Source organism: Streptacidiphilus fuscans (assembly GCF_015690355.1).
GTDB classification, from domain to species: domain Bacteria; phylum Actinomycetota; class Actinomycetes; order Streptomycetales; family Streptomycetaceae; genus Streptacidiphilus; species Streptacidiphilus fuscans.
Genome location: NZ_JADPRT010000005.1, coordinates 341,454 through 361,888, shown reverse-complemented (window position 1 = coordinate 361,888; position 20,435 = coordinate 341,454). Strand labels below are relative to the sequence as shown.

Here is a 20,435-nt window from a genome sequence, read left to right as displayed (position 1 = left end):
TGTGGTGGCGAGGGCTCACGGTGGCCCTGGGGTGCCTGCTGGTCGCCGGGTCGGCGCCGTACGCGCGGTCCACCGCGGCGGACGCACCGGCTCCTCCGCAGACCGTGGTGGAGCCGCTGGTGACCGGAGACCCGTGCCTGATCCAGGGCCGCCCGCGCACGCCGGGGACCCAGGGCGACTTCGACCTGGTCGTGTTGCAGGGCAACGATCTGGTCTTCTACTCGCACGACAACGCCGACGTGAACTACGCGTGGACCCGCGGTCCGGTCATCACCGACCGCGCCACCGGCCCCGGGTGCCTGATCGAAAGCGACTACACCACGGCGGGCTTTCCGAACCTGGAGGTCGTGGTGCCCGAGAGCGGGCGGCTCGTGCACTACTGGCGGGCCGCGACGGGCGGCCAGTGGCAGCAGGGCGGAGTCTTCGGCTCGGGCATCTCCGACGACCGGCCCGCCGTCATCCAGAGCGACTTCCACAGCAACGGGCACGGTGACCTCGAAGTCCTCGCACGGCAGGGCGACCACCTGGCGGCCTTCTGGCGGGACACCGCCACCTGGCACCCGGCACAGACGTTCGCAGCCGGGGTGTCGGGCGGACCCGCCATGATCCAGGGCGGCTTCGGCGGAGACCACAAGAACTTCGAGGTGGTGGTGCCGGTGGGCGGCCATCTGGAGCACTGGTGGCACGACAACTCGGACGTCAACAAGCCCTGGCAGTCCGGAGGGTCGTTCGCCTCGGGAGTGACCGGGTCGCCGTCGTTGATCGAGAGCGGTTTCGGTGCGGGTGACCGGCCCGGCAACTTCGAGGTCGCGGTGGCGGTCGGTGACCATCTTGAGCACTGGTGGCACGACAACTCCGACGTGAACAAGCCGTGGCAGTTCGGAGGGTCGTTCGCCTCAGGTGTGACCGGGTCGCCGTCGTTGATCGAGAGCGGTTTCGGCGCGGGTGACCGGCCGGGCAACTTCGAGGTCGTCGTGCCGGGACCGGCAGCGCCCGAGCCCCCGGACAACGCCCAGGTCGCGGGTGGCTTCTCGGGCAACGGACTCGAACACTGGTGGCACGACAACTCGGACGTGAACAAGCCCTGGCAGCCCGGCTCCCAGCAGATCGCCTACCGGGGACGCAGCGAGAAGGTGTGTCAGCTCACCGGCAACGTCGACGCCGAGCAGCGGATGCTCACCACGAACCTCACCGGGATCCGGGCGAACGCGCAGGGCACTGATCTCGGCTACCCGGTGGACGACGGCACGACACTCACGCTGCTGTTCGGCGACACCCGCCCCGCCGCCGTCGAGAACCACGAGGAGGAGGGCTACGACGACTCGGTCGCGACCAGTCGGGACACCGCACCGCCGAGCTACGCCTCCTGCCTGCATCTGACCTACCCGATCCTGAACACCTTCCCCACCCCGACCTACCGGCCGGCCATTGTCATCAACCCGCCGATCTACCAGGGGTACTTCAACGTGCCGTCGAGTGGCTTCGTCAGCGGAGGCCACCAGTACGTGATCTTCTGGACCAACCACTGCGCCGGGACCGGTTCCTCCGATTCGAGCCACTGCGAGAACGGGCACCAACCGGGCGTCAACCAGTACGGCAACGCCGTGATGACCCAGTACGACCCGGTGCTCGGCCGGTACAAGAACCTCTTCCAGCTCAACCGCCGGTTCACCTACACCGGAGCGCTGAACACCGAGAACATCGCGGGAGCGCCGGCCGCCGACGCACGCGGCACCTACATCTGGGGCGTCGGACTGTACCGCTCCACCGACCCGATCATGGCCTACGCGCCGCCCGGGCCCGTCGCCACCGACCTCAACTGGCGCTACCTGCACGTCAATCCGAACGGGACCCGGTCGTGGGTCAGCGATGTCCGGCTCGCGACCTCCATGTTCACGGACAGTCAGTCCGACAGATGCGTCGGTGAGTCGTCCATCTCCTGGGTCGCCCCGCTGAAGTCCTGGCTCATGCTCTACAACTGCCAGAGCAAGATCCAGGCGAGGTTCGCCGACTCCATCGCGGGGCCGTGGTCGGCGCCGTCGACGATCTTCGATCCCGGGGTCGACAACGGGCTCTGCCACTTCATGCACGAAACGGCGCGCGACTGCGACCCCGTCGCCGACAGCAACCTGGAGGGCGACCCCTACGCCCCCTACGTCCTCAGCCGGTTCACCCGGGCCCACCCGGGCGACCCCTACGCCGCCGACATCGACTACGTGATGTCCACCTGGGATCCCTACCAGACGGTCATCATGCACGCGGTGATCACCAAGGGCCATCCCCACAACTGACCTCGGCGATCACGTGGCGGGCGATCGTGGCCATGACCGGGTTGGTGGCCTGGTAGTAGCGCAGCTCCGCGACCGCGACCGACAGGGCCCAGCCGCGTCCGCGCGCCCAGGCCGCGTCGTCCGCCTCGGCAGGGGAGACGGACGCCACGGCCGCGCGGAAGGCCGGGCGCGCGTGGCGGGGCAGCACGTACCAGGCGGTGATCAGGTCGACCGCGGGGTCGCCCAGACCCAGGCAGCCGAAGTCGATCACGGCGCTGAGCCGTCCGTCCGCGACCAGGACGTTGCCGGGCTGCAGGTCCGCGTGGATCCACACGGTCGGGCCCGACCACTCGGGCGCGCGGAGCGCGGCCTCCCAGACGGCGGTGGCTGCGTCGGCGTCGATCAGCTCGTGCAGGTCGGCGATGGCGCGGCGGGTGGCCTGGTCACGGGCGGAGAGGGGCTCGGAGCGGTAGGAGGCCGGGCCGCCGTCCGGGTCGATCCGGTGCAGCGCGGTGACGAAGGCGGCGAGGTCAGCAGCGAGGTCGTCGGCGAGCTGCTCGGACTCCGGCAAGGCGTCCTGCCCGACGGTCGGGTTCACCCCGTCGAGCCATCCGTAGACGGACCAGGCCCACGGATAGCCGTGCGCGGGCGTCCCGACGCCGAGCGGCGCCGGGACCGCGCAGGGCAGCTGCGGGGCCAGTCGTCGGAGCCAGTGCTGCTCCTTCTCGACGTCGGCGGCTGCCCCGGCGATCCGCGGCAGCCGGACGACCATCTCCTCGCCCAGTCGGAACATGGCGTTGGACGTCCCCGCCGAGTCGACCCGCTCGACGGGCAGCGCGGCCCACTGCGGGAACTGCTCGGCGACCAGCCGACGGACGAGCGGCAGGTCGATCTCCGTCTCGTCCGCGTGCATCCTGGTCCGGCCCTGGGCGCTGGTGGTCATGGGGCCATCCGACCGTTCGTCCGGGAACGGGGCAACTCATTTCGGGGGACGGGCGGCCGCACGCCGTGCGGGGGAGGCGTCCACTGGGCAGACTGCCGAGTGGCCCGTCCCGACGACGCGAGGGATCCTGACATGCGAGCCGACATCGTGCCCGGCGGGGTCTTCCCCGACTACGAGTTGACCGACCACACCAAGGCCCGTCGCAGGCTGAGCGAGATCCAGGGCATCGATCCGATGATCCTGATCCTGTCCCGGGGCCATTTCTGCCCCAAGGACCACCAGCAGCACCTGGAGTTGGCGGCGCACTATCCGGAGATCGCCGTGGCCTACACCAAGGTCGTCACCATCGCGACCGACAACCTCTTCGAACTCAACGAGTTCCGCGCCTCGGTCGGCGCGCAGTGGACGTTCCTCTCCGACGCCGGGCGCAAGGTGCAGCAGGACCTGGACATCCAGGAGTACACCGACAGCCACCACGACCCGATGGTGCCGCACACCCTGGTGCTCAAGCCGGGCCTGGTCGTGCACAGCGTCTACAACGGCTACTGGTACTGGGGACGCCCGTCGATCGAGGACCTCCGTCGCGACCTGCGCGAGGTGACCCGCGAGATCCGGCCGGACTGGGACCCGAACCTGCCGGAACTGCGCGCCGCGTGGGAGGCGGGCGACCACAGCAGGCACTATCCGTACACGAGCAAGTGAGCAAGTGAGCAACTGACCGAGCAAGTGAGCGCACCCCGACCGGTGAGCCCCGAGAAGGAGCACTGATGACCACCTACCGAGTCGTCCAGGCAGTGAAGCCGGGCGGTCCGCTGGAGCTCGTGGAGCGGGAGGTGCCGCGTCCGGGGCCGAGGCAGGTCCGGGTCGCCGTCGAGGCCTGCGGGATCTGCCACAGCGACGCCGGATTCGTCAGCGGGGCCTTTCCCGGGCTGTCGTTCCCCGTCGTCCCCGGCCACGAGATCGCCGGACGGATCGCGGAGCTCGGCGAGGGCGCCGAGGGGCCGCAGGGTCCGGGCGGGCAGGAGACGGTCTGGCGGGTCGGCGACCGGGTCGCCGTCGGCTGGTTCGGCGGCAGTTGCGGCTTCTGCACGGCGTGCCGCAGGGGCGACTTCATCGTCTGCAGCCGCCTCCAGGTACCCGGTTGGGCCTACGACGGCGGATACGCCGACGAGGTGGTGGTGCCCGTGGACGCGCTGGCCCGGATCCCGGACGCGCTGAGCGCCGCCGAGGCCGCGCCGCTGGCCTGCGCCGGGGTGACCAGCTTCAACGCGCTGCGCGAGAGCCCGGCCCGGCCGGGCGACCTGGTCGCGGTGCTGGGCCTGGGCGGCCTGGGCCATCTGGGCGTGCAGTACGCGGCGGCGATGGGCTTCGAGACCGTGGCCATCGCGCGCGGCGCGGACAAGGCGGCCTTCGCCCGGCAGTTGGGCGCGCACCACTACGTCGACAGCACCGGCGACACCCCGGTCGCGGAGGCGCTGCAGGCGCTGGGCGGGGCGACGGCGGTGCTGGCGACGGCGACCAGCTCCGCCGCCATCGCCGCGGCGATGGACGGGCTCGCCCCGCGCGGTGAGCTGATCGTCGTCGGCGTGGACTACGAGCCGCTCGGGATCACGCCGGTGCAACTGGTCCTGCACGGCAAGGTCGTGCGCGGCCACCCGTCCGGCACGGCGCAGGACGTCGAGGACACCATGCGGTTCAGCGCGCTCCACGGGATCAGGCCGATGGTCGAGTTGATGCCGCTTGACGAGGCGCAGGCCGCCTACGACAGGATGCTTTCGGGCGCGGCCCGGTTCCGGATGGTGCTGGGCGTGCGGTAGGGCGGGGGCGCTCGGCCGTGCGGAGAACCGGAGCCGTGCCGGACCGGAACCGTGCAGCACTGTGATTGGGAGACCGCTGATGACCTCGTCCCTGGCCGCGCTCGGAGCCGACCTGCCGATCCTCGCGGCGCCGATGGCGGGCGGGCCGACCACGCCGGGGCTGGTCGTCGCCGCCGCACGGGCCGGTGCGCTGGGGTTCCTGGCCGCCGGGTACAAGACGCCGGAGGCGGTCGCCGACGAGGTCGCGAAGGTGCGCTCGGAGGGCGTGCCGTTCGGGGTGAACGTCTTCGCGCCCAACCCGGTGCCGGTCGACCCGGCCGCCTTCCGCCGCTACGCGCAGGCGCTGGCCCCGGAGGCGCGCGCCGTCGGACTGGACCCGGAGGCGTGGGACCCGGCGGCGTGGGACGCGGAGACCCTGGCCGCGCGCATCGTCGAGGACGACGACTGGTGGGCGGAGAAGATCGACCTGCTGCTCACCGAACCGGTGCCGGTGGTGAGCTTCACCTTCGGGATCCCCGAGACGGGGGTCGTCGCCGCGCTGCGGAAGGCGGGCACCGTCGTCGTACAGACCGTCACCTCCGCGCCGGAGGCGGAGCTGGCGGCGGCGGCCGGGGTGGACCTGCTGGTCGTCCAGGCGTCCGCGGCGGGCGGGCACTCGGGCACGCTGACGCCCGAACTGCTGCCCGCCACCACGCCGTTGGCGGAGCTGGTCGGGCAGGTGCGCGCGGTGACCGCGCTGCCGCTGATCGCCGCCGGCGGTGTGGCGACGCCGGAGGGGGTGGCCGAGGCGCTCGCCACCGGTGCCGTGGCGGTCGCCGTCGGCACGGTGCTGCTGCGGGCGGACGAGGCGGGGACCTCCGCGCCCTACCGGGCGGCGCTGGCCGATCCGGCGCGTCAGGAGACGCTGGTGACCCGGGCGTTCACCGGGCGTCCCGCGCGGGCGTTGAGCAACCGGTTCACCGACCGGTTCACCGTGATCGCCCCCGACGGCTATCCCGCGCTGCACCACCTGACCAGCCCGCTCCGCCGGGCGGCCGCGGCGGCGGGGGACAGCGAGCGGATCAACCTCTGGGCGGGCACCGGACACCGCCACGCGACGGACGAGCCCGCCGCGCGCATCCTGTCCCGGCTGGCGGAGCAGGTCTGACCGGATCCTCCCTGGTTGCCCGGTTGCGCCGGAAATCGCATTACCGCTGAAGTGGCGCAATTCACGGCGTGGTTGAGCCTGCTTCGCAGAACCTCCACGGAAAAGGTGCCAGTTCACCCCCGAGTGAAGGTATTTCGCAGAAGGGAACACATGTGCCCACGGCGCGTTGACGTGCCCACCGCCTGAACTAGGGTGAGCGAACCCCCGCACCCCAGCCCCCCCCTCAGGTGTCGACCGGCCTTCGGCGCATGAGGCAAACCCTCAGTCTGTTCCCGAAGGACCTCCAGGCGTGAACGTCTTGTTGCTCCACCCCCACGGTGTGGGATCCCACCGCATGCACCGCACTCCGAACGCCGGGGGATCCCGGTGAGAATCGGACGGCGCAGGGCCAGGTCGGGAGTTGTCGACGACTGGTCCGATTCGGAGGAGTTGAACCCGCTCGGCCTGGGGACGCGGCCCGACGACCGGTTTCAGCCCGTGGTGCCCCCGCAGTTCATGCCGGACCCGCTCTACGCGTACGAGTTCGACGAACCCGCCACGCCGCCACCGCTCGCGGACCGCGAGGTCGCGCAGCTGCGCGCCAGCCTGGAGCTGGTCAAGCCGCTCGCGTCCGACCTGACCGTGTACTTCTACGCGATCCTGTTCCAGCGGCACCCCGAGGTGCGGCAGCTCTTCCCGGCCAACATGGACGTCCAGCGCGACCGACTGCTCCGCGGTCTGCTGCGGATCGTGGACCTGGTCGACGACCCGGACAACCTGGTGCGCTTCTGCAGCCGACTGGGCCGCGACCACCGCAAGTTCGGCGCGCTGGCCGGTCACTACCCGGCCGTGGGCGACGCGCTGCTGGACACCCTGGCCCGCTTCGCCGGGGACCGCTGGACGCCGCAGCTGGGCGACATCTGGGCGCGCGCCTACGGCGTGGTCGCCGAGGTGATGAACCAGGCCGCCGAGGACGACGCGGCGCTCGGTCCGGCGGTCTGGGAGGCCGAGATCATCGCCCACCGCATGCGCGGGCCGGGGATCGCCGAGATCACCCTGCTGCCGCGCGCGCCCTACCCGTTCGTCGCCGGGCAGTTCGCCAGCGTGGAGACGCCGTGGCAGCCGCGGATGTGGCGGCACTACTCGCTCGCCAACGCCCCGCGCGAGGACGGCACGTTGACGTTTCACGTGCGTGCCGTGGACGGCGGACAGGTCAGCCCGCCGCTGGTGCACCACGCACAGCCGGGCCACGTGCTGCGCCTCGGCGCGGCGCAGGGCGAGATGACGCTGGATCCGGGGCTGGACCGCGACGTGCTCTGCGTCGCCGGGGGCACCGGGCTGGCCCCGATCAAGGCCTTGGTCGAGCAGGTCGCCAAGAGCGAGGTGCAGCGCTTCGTCGACGTGTTCATCGGCGCGCGCACCGCCGACGAGCTCTACGGCTTCGACGACATGCTGCGGCTGGCGCAGCGCAACCACTGGCTGTCGGTGCGCGCCGCCGTCTCGGACGAGCCGATCGCCGGTCTCAACGGTTCGCTGCCCGACGTGCTGCGTCAGTTCGGCCCGTTCCACCGGCACGAGGTCTACCTGGCCGGGCCGACGGAGATGGTCACCGTCGCGGCACAGAGCCTGACCCGTGGGGGTGTGCGGCGCGAACGGATCCACCACGACCCGTTCGACGTCTCCGCGTTGGAGGCCGCGCTGCTTCCTGGCCGTATCCACTCGGGGGCGCCGGCGTGACGACCACCGCTGCGGGCGGGGACGTGCTGACGGCCGCCGCCTCCTTCGTGCGCGACTTCGACCGCGAGTACCCGGGGGCCGTCGACCCCCGGGTCCGGCTGCGCGAGATCGAGTCGTCGATCGCCGCCTACGGCACCTACAGCCACACGCCGGAGGAGCTCGCCTACGGCGCGCGCGTGGCCTGGCGCAACTCCGCGCGCTGCATCGGGCGGCTCTACTGGAACAACCTGATGGTGCGTGACCTGCGCCATCTCAGCCACCCCGACGACATCGCGCGCGAGTGCTTCGAGCACCTGCGCATGGCCACCAACGGCGGCCGGGTCCGGCCCGTCATCAGCGTCTTCGCGCCGGACCTGCCGGGCCGTCCGGCCGCCCGCATCCTGGGCGAGCAGCTGGTCCGCTACGCCGACGACCCGAAGAGCGTGCAACGCCGGGCACTGGCACGGGAGTTGGGCTGGAAGGGCGGCGGCGAGCGGTTCGAGGTGCTGCCGCTGCTGGTCCAGGCCGCACCGGACCAGCCGCCGGAGTTCTACGAGGTCCCCGAGGACGCGGTACTCGAGGTGCCGCTCTCGCACCCGACCCACTTCGGCTTCGCCGAGCTCGGCCTGCGCTGGTACGCGGTGCCCGCGGTCGCGGACATGACGTTGGAGATCGGCGGCGTCACCTACCCGGCCGCGCCCTTCAACGGCTGGTACCTGGGCACCGAGATAGGCTCCCGGAACCTGGCCGACACCGACCGCTACAACCTGCTCCCGACGGTGGCCGGGCTGTTCGGCCTGGACACCCGCAACGAGCGCACCCTGTGGCGCGACCGGGCGCTGGTGGAGCTGAACCTGGCGGTGCTGCACTCGTTCCAGGAGGCCGGGGTGACCTTGGCCGACCACCACAGCGAGTCCGAGCGGTTCCTGGCCCACATCGAGCGCGAGGAGCGCCACGGACGGCGGGTGCCCGCCGACTGGACGTGGATTGTGCCGCCGCTGTCCAGCGGTTCGACGGCGGTCTTCCACCGCTACTACGACCCGCCGGATCCGTCCGTCCGCCCGGCCTTCCTGCACCGGCCCACGCCGTGGGCGACGGCCCGCCCCGACGCGTGCCCGTTCACGGGCCCGCGCCCGTCCCCGAGCGGCGGCGGTCGTCACGGCCGGGGCGGTTTCGGTGACGGCGCCTTCGGTGACGGAGTGGGCGACGGTGCCGGTTTTGGTGACGCCCGCGGCGACGGATTCGGTGACGGTTTCCGCATGGGCGACCGGCCGGCGGGCTGGTGACACAGACCCCGTGTCCGCCCGGCTGCCCCCGGGCGGACACGGTCAGCCCGCCGGGTCCGGCGGGGGCTGCAACGGCGGCGGGGGGAGCAACGGCGGGGGCTCGGGCATCCCGTGGGCGGCGGCCCAGGCGCGGGCGTGGGCGATGCGGGCGACGGTGGTCGGGTGGCTGCCGAAGAGCAGCGCCGCCAGCCGGTGGGGCTCCAGATCCGCGAGGTTGAGCACCGCGAGCCTGCGCTGCATGGCGACGACCGTCCCCGGCTCGTGCGTCAGGTCCAGCGCGAAGGCGTCCGCGCGCGTCTCCACACGGCGGCTGAAGGCCAGGTGGAGCGGCCCCACCAGAGTGCCGAAGACCGTGGCCACCGCGAGCACCAGGGCCAGTGAGCGGGGATCGTCGGCCCGGTCGACGCCGGCCGCGCCCAGCAGCGTGTGCCAGTGCAGCGCGCCCGCGACGACGGCGACGGTGGCGGCGGCGTGGACCGCGCCGAGCAGCGTCCCGACCAGCACGTCGCGGCGGGCGGCGTGGCCGAGTTCGTGCGCGGTCACCGCCTCGACCTCCTCCGGCGGCGCCTGCTCGACGGTGGTGTCCCAGACCACCACGCGCCGGGTGCGCCCGATGCCGGAGACGTAGGCGTTGGTCGCGGTCGTCCGGCGGGACGCGTCGCTGACCAGGATGTCCCGCACCGGCACCCCGGACGCCGCCACCAGCGTCGTCAGACGGTGGCGCAGCTCGCCGTCGGGCATCGGCGTGAACCGGTTGAAGAGCGGCTCGACCAGCACCGGCAGCAGGAACGAGAAGAGGAAGACCAGCGCCGCCGCGCCGACCGCCGCCAGGATCCACCAACTCGCGGGCAGCGCACGCATCGCCGCGTAGAGGGCGAGCGCGAGCCCGGCGAAGAGGACCGCGCCGATCGCGAAGGACTTGGCCGCGTCGGCGGCGAAGAGCCGCCAGGAGCGCGTGGACAGCGACCAGCGCCGGTTGACCCGCTCCGTCCGGACGGAGACCGGCAGCGCGAGCAGCCACGAGACCAGGTGCAGGGCGACCGCGCCGAGCGCGGCGGTGGCGATCCAGCCGCCGCCCGCGAGCCGTCCGGCGGCGTGGACCAGCCCCGCGCCGAGCGGGCTGAAGCCCAGCACGCACGGCACCGCCAGGCCGAGCGCCGCCGAGGCGTAGCGCAGCGGCATCACCTCGCGCTTGCGCGCGCGGGAGCGGTCGATCTGCTCGGGGGTGAAGTCGCCCTCCGGGCCGAGCACGCGGGCAGCAGGTACCGGATCGGGCACGGGATCAGGCACGGAACCAGGCGTGGGATCGGGCTCGGAACCAGGCATGGCTCCAGTGTGGAGTGTCGCGCCGACGTGCGGAAATCCGGTGCCCGAACGGTGTGCGAAACGGGCCCGATCCCGCACGCCGAAGGCAAAGCTGACGCACAGCCATGCTTTGTGGTTCAGTTGGGTCGGCAGCGTGGCAACGGGAGGGCAACGGGTGGAAAGTCCCAAGGTCGAGGCGTGGAGTCTCCCTTCGCAGCAGGACTCGGAGCACGAGTCGAGGCCCAAGGTCGACCTGCGCACGGACGTCGCGCACTCGTCCCGGGTGTACGACTACCTGCTGGGCGGCAAGACGAACTTCGCGGCCGACCGCGAGGCCGGTGACCGGATCCTCGCCGAGTGGCCCGAGGCCCGGGACTCGGCCCGCGGGGCCCGCACCGTGATGCACCGGATGGTGCGCCGGCTGGCCGAGACGCACGGCATCCGGCAGTTCCTCGACATCGGCACCGGGATCCCGACCACGCCCAACGTCCACGAGATCGTCCAGTCCGTCGACCCGAGCAGTCGCGTGGTCTACGTGGACAATGACCCGATCGTCCTCGCCCACGCGCGCGCCCTGCTCGCCAGTACGCCGGAGGGCCGCACCGCGTACGTCGAGGGCGACCTGCGCGAGCCCGACGCGATCCTGGCCGAGGTGGAGCGGCGCGGCACGCTGGACTTCACCCAGCCGGTCGCGCTGACGCTGATCAACCTCGTCCACTTCTACTCCGACGACGCCGTCCAGGACCTGGTGCCCCGGCTGCTGTCCGCGCTCGCCCCCGGCAGCTTCCTCGCGCTGACCGCCGGTACCGCCGACGCCGCGCCGAAGCGGGCGGAGATCGCCTCGCGCCGCTACACCGAGGCGGGAATCGAGAACCACCTGCGCACCCGCGCCCAGGTGGAACGTTTCTTCACCGGTCTGGAGCTGGACGAGCCGGGCGTGGCGCTGATCAACCACTGGCACCCGGAGCTCGACGACGAGCCGGTCCTGCCGGACGACGAGACCATGGCCTACGCGGGTCTCGGCCGCAAGGCCTAGCCGGCCGGGCGTCCGGGCGTCCGACAGTCCGGGCCCGGGACTCCGAGGGTCGTAGAAAGATTTCTCGCGGATCCTCGTCGAGGATGTCGAAAGCACGGGTCGTGCTTCTACCTACCCGTGAGAGCCCGCCCCGTCGGGGTGGGCACGACGACCGAGGAGCAGAACCGTGAAGTACATGCTGCTGATGCAGTTCAGCGAGAAGAACACCGACTTCCCCGCGATCTTCGAGTGGAAGCCGGAGGAGATCCAGGCGCACATCCGGTTCATGCAGGAGACGAACACCGCCCTCGCCGGCTCCGGCGAGCTGGTCGACGCGCAGGGTCTGGCCATGCCGGACACCGCGCGGATCGTCCGCTCGCACAGCGGCGGCGCGCCGGTGGTCACCGAGGGCCCGTTCCCGGAGTCGAAGGAGTGGGTCGCGGGCTGGTGGATCGTCGACTGCGAGACCGAGCAGCGGGCCATCGAGATCGCCGCAGAGGTCTCGGCCGCGCCCGGCCCGGGCGGGAAGCCGCTCAACATGCCGATCGAGGTGCGTCAGGTGATGGCGGCCCCGCCCGTCGAGGTGTGAGCATGGCGGGGTGACCCCGCGCGAACCCGCCGAACCCGCCGATCTGGCCGAGCCGACTGACGAAGCGGAACCGGCCGCCCCGGCTGTTGTTGCCGAGGACCTGCTGCGCACGCTCGCGCCGCAGGTCGTCGGCGTGCTGACCCGCCGTTACGGGGACTTCGCCGCCGCTGAGGACGCGGTGCAGGAGGCGATGCTCGCGGCGGCGACGCAGTGGCCGAAGGAGGGGCTGCCGGACAACCCGCGCGGCTGGCTGGTCCAGGTGGCCAACCGGCGGATGACCGAGCAGGTCCGCAGCGAGCAGGCACGGCGTCGGCGCGAGGAGCTGGTGGCCGCGCGCGAGCCGGGCGACCGCCGTTCCGCGCCCGGCGCCGACGCGGTGTACGAGGGCTACACCGGCGGAGTGGACGACGGCGCGCAGGACGACACGCTCGCGCTGCTCTTCCTCTGCTGCCACCCCGCCCTCTCCCCGGCGTCCGCCATCGCGCTGACGCTGCGCTCGGTCGGCGGGCTGACCACGGGCGAGATCGCCCGCGCGTTCCTGGTCCCGGAGGCGACCATGGGGCAGCGGATCTCGCGGGCCAAGCAGCGGATCAAGGCCTCGGGCGGCACCTTCCGGATGCCGGACACGGCGGAGTTCCCGGCCCGGCTGGACGCGGTCCTGCACGTGCTGTACCTGATCTTCAACGAGGGCTACGCCAGCAGCACCGGTGCCGAACTGCGCCGGGTCGAGCTCTCCCGTGAGGCGATCCGGCTCACCCGGGCCGTCCACGCGCTGCTGCCGGACGACGCCGAGGTGACCGGCCTGCTGGCGCTGATGCTGCTGACCGAGGCCCGCGGCCCGGCCCGCACCGGCCCGGACGGCGAGGTGGTCCCGCTTGCCGAGCAGGACCGCGGCCGGTGGGACGCGGCGGCGATCGCCGAGGGCGTCGCGCTGGTCACCGCCGCCCTGCCGCGCGGCCCGGTCGGGCCCTACCAGGTGCAGGCGGCGATCGCGGCCGTCCACGACGAGGCGCCCAGCGCGGACGAGACGGACTGGCCGCAGATCCTGGCCCTCTACGGGGTGTTGGCGAAGATCTCGGACAACCCGCTGATCACCCTCAACCGCGCGGTCGCCACCGCGATGGTGGACGGCCCCGCGGCCGGGCTCACCCTGCTGGCCGATCCGCCGCCCCAACTGGCCTCGCACCACCGGCTCTTCGCGGTCCGGGCACACCTGCACGAGCTCGCGGGGGAGCGGGACGCCGCGATCGCCGACTACCGCGCCGCGGCCCGGCGCACCGCCAGCCTCCCGGAGCGCCACCACCTGAGCCTGCGCGCAGCCCGGTTGGCGGAGTCGGATAACTGACATGCCGTCACAAATCTGACCTGACAGCCTGCAGGACCCGGACCGTCGTGCCTCGGTCGGGGCCCTGCAGGGGTTGGTGACTCCGCACGCGCGAGCGGACCTCAGTGGCGGACGGACCTCAGCGACGGACGAGGAAGGTCCGGGTCGCGTCGAAGGTCCCGGCGCCGTTCGGGACCGCGCCGTTGACGCCGCCCGCGATGTGGAGCTCGATGTGGCCCGTCGGCGTGGTCATGGTCTGCCCCACCAGCTGGAACCGGACCGTGATCGAGGCGCTCGCGCCGGCCGCCAGGCCGTACGGCAGGCCGGGCAGGTTGTTCGGGCTCCAGGCGACCCAGTGCCCGTTCTGCCAGGTCGACAGGCGGATGTCGGTGCGGCCCACGGTCTGGTAGTCCGAGCCCGCGTTGGAGAGGTAGAGGTTCTCCCAGATCGGAGCCTTGAGCGCGGCCCCGGTGCGGTTGACGACCGTCAGGGTCTCGTACATCGGGTGGTTCGCGGCCAGGTAGTCGCCGCCGCTCAGGGTGGCGGTCAGCGGACCGCCGGTGCGGGCGCCGCCGACCTTGAAGTCCAGGACCTTGCTCGAGCCGCCGAAGGCCACCGTGAAGCCGTTGTCGTTGACCGGCCACGCCTTCGTCGCGGAGAGGGTGAACTTCCAGGAGTAGCTGGCGTGGGCGGGGATGCGGAACTCGCCCCCGGTCTTCGCGGTGAAGCTGCCGGTCAGGCCGCCGTTGTCGGTTCCCAGCGCGAGCGCGGTGGCCGGGGCGTGGATCGGCGTCTCGGTCACCGAGACGTCGGCCTGGCCGAGGGAGAGCACGCCCTGCGGGGTGACGTAGACCGATCCGGAGAACGGAGCGGTGATGTTGGAGATGTTCTTGACGGTCACGGTGAACGACTCAGCCCTGCCGCCGGGCTGCAGCGGGCCGCTGGCGACCGGGTTGCCCACGGTCACTGTGGTGGTCAGCGGCGGCGCGGCGGACGCGGCCTGCGCGGGGAGCACCGTGGCCGCGGCACCGGCGAGCGCCAGTGCGGAGACGCCGGTTGCGGCGACGAGACGTGGACGACGACGGACGTGCGGACGACGCACGGACATGGCGGATCCCCCCTGGGAACGCGGTGGAACGTCTTGCGACGGAGCGGTGAAACCGCCCGTGGACTGGGACGACGGGCGGCGTGTGACCATGGTGGGGGGATGGCGTCGGGATTGTGTGCACGCCGCGTCACCGCGGCGTAACAGGAGCCTGTGAGCTGGCAGTTGACCGACCGTCGGAGTTGATCGCGCTGACGCTCCGTCAGGGGGTCACGGTCACCTCCAGGTCGAAGCGGCCGTTGGCGCCGGTGCAGCGCATGGCCTCGCCGCAGATGATGCGGGTGGCGACGACCGTGGTCTGACCGGCGCTCACCGCCGTGTAGTCCGCAGTCTTGTCGCCGCATCCCGCCCCGCCCATGGGCGGGGGGCAGCTGGACGTCGGCGTCGCCACGCCGGTGGCGTCCGTGTGGAGCAGCTGCGGTGAGCCGACGGGCTGAAAGGTCCAGAACGGGGAGACCAGGTCCACATGGAGGTGCTCGCCCACATGCAGGGTGACGGACTTGCCGTTCGCGGCGAAGGTCACCTTCACCGTGCCCGCCGTCCCTCCGCCGCTCGGGCTGCTCGAACCCGTCGCGCCACCCGAGGGCGAGCTGCTCGCGGACAGTGAGGCCGAGGGGGAGGCCGGAGATGAGGCCGTCGACGGCGGGATTGACGGCGACGTCGACGGCGAGGTGCTCGGGCCCGGACTGGGCTTCGCGGCGGAACTGCATCCGGCCATGGCCAGGGCCGCCGTGACCGCGCAACAGACCAAGGGAAGGCGCAGCTTTCTGTCCATGGGAGGGTCCGTCCTGTTCGATCGGAGGCCGTCGGTGACGACGGCCGTCGGCCACTGTTCTCTGCTCCGACGGGGCCGGGCTCACTCGGGTTCCGATGCGCCGTGAATGTGGAGATCGGGTGATGAATCGTTCACGACGTGACCTCTGGGCGACAAGACCCGGCTGCCCTAGCGTGTCATCCCGGCTGTGCCGTTCTGCTCGGCAACCGCCGTGCGCGGTACGGCATTTGGAGGAGGGGGACCTTTCCACATGCGCAAGACCTGGTTATCGCGCCGACGGGTTGCGGTGGGGGTGCTCGCGTCGACGGCCATGCTGCTGATCGGCGTCCAGACCACCCCGGCGCCGACCGCGCCGGCCGGTTCCGCGGCCTCGGCCGCGTCAGCCGCGAACAGACCGACCGCGGTGGTCCCGCACCTGCCGACGGTGAGGACGGGCACGGCCACGGGCGCGGGGGCGGCGCCGCACGGGTCGGCGGCGCAGGCCGCGTCCCAGCGCTCGGCCCAGCGCCCCGCGCACACGGTCGGTGGGGCGACGGCCGCCGACGGACCGGTGGTGCCGTCCCACCCGGCGGCGAACGGCAAGTACGGGGTCTCCTGGGCGCTTCCGCCGGGCGGCGTGACCCGTCAGAACACGACGGCAGCGGGCTATACGCACCAGCCCGGGGTCGGCAGCGAGGGGAACCTGCCTCCGGGCCAAGGACCGGTGATGCACAACCAGTCGCTCGCGCTGATCTTCTGGCTGCCGCAGGGACTGCACTACGCGACGGACGGGACCTCCGACGCCGCGTACGAGAACGTGCTGACGCAGTGGGTCAAGGACGCGGGCGGCACGCCGTACTTCAACATCGCCACCCAGTACTACGACAGCACCGGCAACATCACCAACTCGCTGAACTACGGCGGCTCCTGGGTCGACACCCAGGCCTACCCGCGGGCGGGGACCGCCGCCGACCCGTTGCAGCAGTCCGACATCACGGCCGAGGTCTCGCACGCGGCGGCCGTCAACGGTTGGCCGGTGGACGGTTCGCACATCTACGCAGTCCTCACCGCCAGCGGCATCCAGGAGTGCATGCCCAACAACGGGGGGTGCACCCCCGCCCCCGCGTCCTCGCCGTCGGCCTCCTCGGAGACGTTCTGCGGCTACCACGGGAACGACGGCGACATCCGCTTCGAGTACCTCTTCGACGATCCCGGCACAAGTTGCGGGATGCAGAGCGCGCCCACACCGAGCGGCGACCCGACGGCCGACGCCCAGGTGAGCATCGTCTCGCACGAGACCATGGAGTCGGTGACCGACCCGATCCCCAACCAGGCGTGGACGGACCCCACACCGAACACCGGCGGTGAGATCGGCGACAAGTGCGCGTACAACTACACGCCCAAGAACGCCCAGGGCGCCGACGTCTACCTGCACGGCGACCCGTACTTCATCCAGCAGGAGTGGAGCAACGCGGCGCGCACCTGCGCCATGGACTACTGCCCGACCAGCGCGGCCAAGGACGCCGTCTGCGCGCCGCAGGTCTCGGCGGTGGAGTCGGTGGACAACCCGAATCCCGTGATCGGGTCGACCGTCACCTACACGGTCAAGGTGCAGAACACCAGTGACACCGCGGCGGCGACCGCCGTCACCGTCAACGGCCCGCTGCCCAGCGGCTATGTCGTGACCGGGTTGCAGGCACCGGGGTCGACCTCGTCGAGCAACACGTCGAGTTCGTTCACCGTCGCCTACGACACCCTGCCGGTCCACTCGTCCGAGACGGTCACCGTGACGGCGACCGTGCCGAACCAGGTGGGGCAGCCCGCCTTGGCCTGCTCGACGGTCTCGTTCGCCGACCTGCTGGGCACCGCCCTGACGCCGATCCAGTCCAGCCCGTGCGGCGGCACCACGCCGGGCAAGATCCCGACCTCGGTGAAGTACACCGGGGCTGTCACCGCCGACTACCACGACGCCTTCACGGCCAGTGCCAACGTGAGCGGACAGGGCGCGCCGGTCTCCGGCGGAGCGGTCAAGTTCACCCTCGGCGGTGCGAGTTGCACCGGAACCACGGACGGCTCGGGCAACGCCTCCTGTTCGCTGACCCCGGTCGATCCGGCGGGAACGGTGACCCTGCAGGCCGCGTACGCGGGTGACGCCACCCACGAGGCCAGCTCGACCACGGCCGCGTTCACCATCACCAGGGAGGAGACCACGCTCGCCTACACCGGTCCCGCGCACGTCGCCAACGGCGTGCCCGCGACGCTCTCGGGGGTGCTGAAGGAGGACGGCACCACGGCGATCGCCGGGCGCAGCGTCCAGATCGCTCTCGGCACCGGTACGACGCAGCAGTCCTGCACCGGCACCACCGGCGCCGACGGCACGGCCAGCTGCACCATCGCCTCGGTGGACCAGCCGCTGAACGATACGGCCACCGTGCCGGTCGCGGTCACCTTCGCCGGTGACGGCTACTACCTGCCGTCCGCCGCCTCGGCGACGGTCCGGCTGGAGTACTACACCGGGCGCGCCTACGGGCTCTCCGCGAACGTCGACCTCACGTTGGCGCAGCTGACGATCCCGCCGACGCCCGACACCGGCCCGATCCGCACCGCGCAGGCGTCCACCACCGACGTCCCCTGCGCGGCGAGCGTCAGCACGCTGCTGATCTCGGCCGACGCGCTCTGCGTCAGCAACACCACCAAGTTGGCACCGGGTACGTCGACCACGACGTCGACGGTGAAGGACGCGACGATCGGGATCCCCGGCCTGCCGGTGATCGGCATCTCCGGTCTCACCGCGACCTCGGTCAGCTCCTGCACGGGGACCAGCGGTTCCGCCACGCTGACGCTCACCCTCGCGGGCGTTCCGGTGACCGTGCCGACCGCGCCCGACAGCGTGATCGGTCTGCCGGGCGGGGCCCGGCTGGTGGTGAACGAGCAGACGCCGGTTCCCGGCGCCGACTTCGGCACCACGGTCAACGCCGTCCACCTGATCGTGCCCGGCCTGCTGGGCGGGGCGAACACAGTCGACGTGGTCCTCGGCTCGGCCACCAGCGACGCGCACAACTGCAGCTGATCGCTAGCTGATCGCTGCGACTGCGGGCACTCCGGCCGCGCGCCTGCGCGCGGTCGGGGTGCCCGTGGCGTTGAATCGTCGGGTGGACTGCCTCTTCTGCGCGGTGGTGGCCGGGGACGTCGAGGTGCAGCGGGTGTACGAGGACGACGCGGTGCTCGCGTTCCTTGACCACCGGCCGCTCTTCCCCGGCCATGTGCTGGTGATCCCGCGCCGCCATGTCGAGACCCTGACGGATCTGGCTGCCGAGGAGGTCGGCCCCTACTTCCGGCAGGTGCAGCGGATCACCGTCGCCGTCGAGCGCGGGATGGACGCGCGCGGCAGCTTCGTCGCGGAGAACAACCGCGTCAGCCAGTCCGTGCCGCACCTGCACGTCCATGTCGTGCCGCGCAATCCGCGCGACGGCCTGCGCGGGTTCTTCTGGCCGCGCGGCCGCTACGCCGACGCCGCCGAGGCGGCGGCCACGGCGGCGCGGGTGCGGGACGCGCTCCCTGAGTGATCTGCGTGGGTGTTCAGTGGGTGTTCAGCTGTGGGCGGGGGCCATCTCCCACGGGGCCTGCGGCAGCGTCTCGCCGGTCTCCAGCAGGGACTTGAGGTTGGCCAGCACGGCCGGCCAGCCGCTGGAGATGCCACCGAGCATCTCCAGGTTGGGCAGGTTCTCGTGGGTGACGGTGAGCCGGACGATGTCCTGGTGCGGCTCGACGAGGAAGGTGACCACCGAGGGCTCCCGGTCGAGTTCGGCCTCGGGCTTGTCCTCGAAGGTGATGGCCAGCCGGGTCGGCGGCTCAGCCGCGAGCACGCGGCCCACCACGTCGAAGGCGCCGGAGCCGTCGGTCCGGCGGTGCTCCCAGGGTGAACCCGGCTGCCAGTCCGAGACGTTGGCGTGGCCCCAGTAGCGGGCGGTGAGGTCCGCGTCGGTGAGCGCCTGCCAGACCTGCTCGGCGGTGGCGCGGATGTAGGTGACGTAGACGTAGGACGGCACGGGAGTCTCGGGTCCCGCTGCGTCGGTCGTTCCGTCGGTCGTTTCGTCGGTCGGCTGGTTGGTCATCGCGTACTCCTCTGCCTGGCTCCTGATCGCGCTGATCGCTTGCAGGCGGGGTCTGTCGAACCCGGAGATCCAGCGTTCCTCGATCTCGTGGATCGGTACCGGGTTGAGGTAGTGGAGTCGCTCGCGCCCGCGACGGACGACGGCGACGAGGTTGGCCTGCACCAGGATGTCCAGGTGCTGGGTCACGGACTGGCGTGCCATCTCCAGGCGGTCGCACAGCTCGCGCAGCGTCTGGCCGTTCTGCTCGCGCAGGCGGTCGAGCAGCAGGCGCCGGGTGGGATCGGCCAGCGCTTTGAAGACCGAGTCCAGGGTGCGTGCGTCCATGCTCATGTCCTCATTATGCAGGCAAATGCCTGCCTATTGTCAACGGCGGACCGTTCGGTCCCAAGCAAAACGCCCCTGAGCTGCGGTGATGCCGCAGGTCAGGGGCGCGTTCGGGTAAGGGCGCGAGGGGCGCGAGGGGCGCGGGGAGCGGGCTAGTCGGTGGTGGTGAGGTCGCCCAGGTCGTCCAGATAGGACCGGATCGCGGGGCTGCCGGGGGCGAGCTCGGCCAGCGGCTCGCCGACGATCTTGGAGGCCAGCTCGGTGGAGAGGTCCGCGACCGCGACGCGCAACGAGGCCTCCACGAGCGCGCGGTCGGCGGCGAACTCGGCCTCGGCGGCGGCGATCATCCGCTCGCGTTCCTCCAGCGCCTGCTGTCGGGCTTCGTCGACCAGGAGGGCGCCCTCCTCCTTGGCGTCCTGGAGGATCCGCGCGGCCTCGCGCCGCGCCTCGCTCAGCTGGAGCCGGTACTCCTCCAGTGCGGCGTCGGCCTCCCGGCGGGCGTTCCCGGCGCGCTCCATGCCGCCCTCGATCGCGTCCGCGCGCTCGTCCATCACGCGCCGGGCGCGCGGGAGCAGGACGCGTCCCAGGATTCCGTAGATGGTGAAAAAGCAGATCAGGGCGACGACGAGTTCTGTCTTGCTCGGATTCAGTGGGCCCATGCGATCAACCTAGCTGTGCGGCACCGGTGTTGACCATGGGCGCCCACGAAGTTCCGGTCGGTCACCGGCGCGCCGACATGCGTATTC

18 protein-coding genes are annotated in these 20,435 nt (G+C 71.9%); 12 read left to right on the top strand and 6 right to left on the bottom strand.

Annotated features, from left to right (window positions below):
* Positions 1-20 precede the first annotated feature (20 nt).
* Positions 21-2,291, top strand: coding sequence for a DUF4185 domain-containing protein (locus tag I2501_RS14880; protein WP_196194458.1), 2,271 nt, complete (start codon positions 21-23; stop codon positions 2,289-2,291).
* Here I2501_RS14880 and I2501_RS14875 read toward each other — a convergent pair.
* Complete coding sequence (locus I2501_RS14875; RefSeq protein WP_236046342.1) at positions 2,266-3,213, bottom strand: aminoglycoside phosphotransferase family protein; 948 nt, start codon at positions 3,211-3,213, stop codon at positions 2,266-2,268. The two genes, I2501_RS14880 and I2501_RS14875, sit on opposite strands and share 26 nt — an antisense overlap.
* A 132-nt stretch (positions 3,214-3,345) precedes the next feature.
* On the opposite strand from I2501_RS14875, the gene I2501_RS14870 reads away from it, so the two are divergent.
* The 5 genes from I2501_RS14870 (at position 3,346) to I2501_RS14850 (ending at position 9,158) form a co-directional block, all read left to right on the top strand.
* On the top strand, positions 3,346-3,915 hold the full coding sequence (locus tag I2501_RS14870) for a redoxin domain-containing protein (protein WP_196194457.1): 570 nt from the start codon (positions 3,346-3,348) through the stop codon (positions 3,913-3,915).
* A 65-nt stretch (positions 3,916-3,980) separates the two neighbouring features.
* Positions 3,981-5,030, top strand: a complete 1,050-nt coding sequence (locus tag I2501_RS14865; RefSeq protein ID WP_196194456.1) for an alcohol dehydrogenase catalytic domain-containing protein — start codon at positions 3,981-3,983, stop codon at positions 5,028-5,030.
* A gap of 79 nt (positions 5,031-5,109) precedes the next feature.
* Positions 5,110-6,177 carry an NAD(P)H-dependent flavin oxidoreductase gene (locus I2501_RS14860; RefSeq protein WP_196194455.1) on the top strand — a complete coding sequence of 356 codons (1,068 nt, stop codon included), beginning with the start codon at positions 5,110-5,112 and terminating at the stop codon, positions 6,175-6,177.
* Between the two features lie 477 nt (positions 6,178-6,654).
* The gene (locus I2501_RS14855; protein WP_328806373.1) at positions 6,655-7,893 is read left to right on the top strand and encodes a globin domain-containing protein; all 1,239 of its coding nucleotides are present in this window, start codon (positions 6,655-6,657) and stop codon (positions 7,891-7,893) included.
* On the top strand, positions 7,890-9,158 hold the full coding sequence (locus I2501_RS14850; protein ID WP_328806372.1) for a nitric oxide synthase oxygenase: 1,269 nt from the start codon (positions 7,890-7,892) through the stop codon (positions 9,156-9,158). Before I2501_RS14855 ends, I2501_RS14850 begins: the two co-directional genes overlap by 4 nt.
* A 42-nt stretch (positions 9,159-9,200) precedes the next feature.
* Here the strand turns inward: I2501_RS14850 and I2501_RS14845 are convergent, their stop codons facing one another.
* Positions 9,201-10,484: a M48 family metallopeptidase gene (locus I2501_RS14845; RefSeq protein WP_196194454.1), complete on the bottom strand. Its 1,284-nt coding sequence runs from the start codon at positions 10,482-10,484 to the stop codon at positions 9,201-9,203.
* A 154-nt stretch (positions 10,485-10,638) separates the two neighbouring features.
* Here I2501_RS14845 and I2501_RS14840 point away from each other — a divergent pair, with 154 nt between their 5' ends.
* From I2501_RS14840 to I2501_RS14830, 3 genes are all read left to right on the top strand, one after another.
* Positions 10,639-11,499: an SAM-dependent methyltransferase gene (locus I2501_RS14840; protein ID WP_328806371.1), complete on the top strand. Its 861-nt coding sequence runs from the start codon at positions 10,639-10,641 to the stop codon at positions 11,497-11,499.
* A gap of 175 nt (positions 11,500-11,674) precedes the next feature.
* Complete coding sequence (locus I2501_RS14835) at positions 11,675-12,067, top strand: YciI family protein (RefSeq protein ID WP_196194650.1); 393 nt, start codon at positions 11,675-11,677, stop codon at positions 12,065-12,067.
* Positions 12,068-12,110: 43 nt separating this feature from the next.
* Positions 12,111-13,412: an RNA polymerase sigma factor gene (locus I2501_RS14830; RefSeq protein WP_196194649.1), complete on the top strand. Its 1,302-nt coding sequence runs from the start codon at positions 12,111-12,113 to the stop codon at positions 13,410-13,412.
* 118 nt (positions 13,413-13,530) lie between these two features.
* Here I2501_RS14830 and I2501_RS14825 read toward each other — a convergent pair whose 3' ends face one another.
* A complete protein-coding gene (locus tag I2501_RS14825; protein WP_196194452.1) occupies positions 13,531-14,499 on the bottom strand; it encodes a hypothetical protein in 969 nt (322 codons plus the stop codon).
* A 199-nt stretch (positions 14,500-14,698) separates the two neighbouring features.
* Complete coding sequence (locus I2501_RS14820; RefSeq protein WP_196194451.1) at positions 14,699-15,025, bottom strand: hypothetical protein; 327 nt, start codon at positions 15,023-15,025, stop codon at positions 14,699-14,701.
* Between the two features lies 1 nt (position 15,026).
* Here I2501_RS14820 and I2501_RS14815 point away from each other — a divergent pair, with 1 nt between their 5' ends.
* The 3 genes from I2501_RS14815 (at position 15,027) to I2501_RS14805 (ending at position 18,816) form a co-directional block, all read left to right on the top strand.
* Complete coding sequence (locus tag I2501_RS14815; RefSeq protein ID WP_196194450.1) at positions 15,027-15,377, top strand: hypothetical protein; 351 nt, start codon at positions 15,027-15,029, stop codon at positions 15,375-15,377.
* Between the two features lie 186 nt (positions 15,378-15,563).
* Positions 15,564-18,320: a choice-of-anchor P family protein gene (locus tag I2501_RS40595; protein WP_196194449.1), complete on the top strand. Its 2,757-nt coding sequence runs from the start codon at positions 15,564-15,566 to the stop codon at positions 18,318-18,320.
* A gap of 82 nt (positions 18,321-18,402) precedes the next feature.
* A complete protein-coding gene (locus tag I2501_RS14805; RefSeq protein WP_196194648.1) occupies positions 18,403-18,816 on the top strand; it encodes an HIT family protein in 414 nt (137 codons plus the stop codon).
* Positions 18,817-18,840: 24 nt separating this feature from the next.
* On the opposite strand, the gene I2501_RS14800 is transcribed toward I2501_RS14805, so the two are convergent.
* On the bottom strand, positions 18,841-19,674 hold the full coding sequence (locus I2501_RS14800) for an ArsR/SmtB family transcription factor (protein ID WP_215909664.1): 834 nt from the start codon (positions 19,672-19,674) through the stop codon (positions 18,841-18,843).
* Positions 19,675-19,841: 167 nt separating this feature from the next.
* The gene (gene atpF, locus I2501_RS14795; protein ID WP_196194447.1) at positions 19,842-20,348 is read right to left on the bottom strand and encodes a F0F1 ATP synthase subunit B; all 507 of its coding nucleotides are present in this window, start codon (positions 20,346-20,348) and stop codon (positions 19,842-19,844) included.
* Positions 20,349-20,435: the final 87 nt, after the last annotated feature.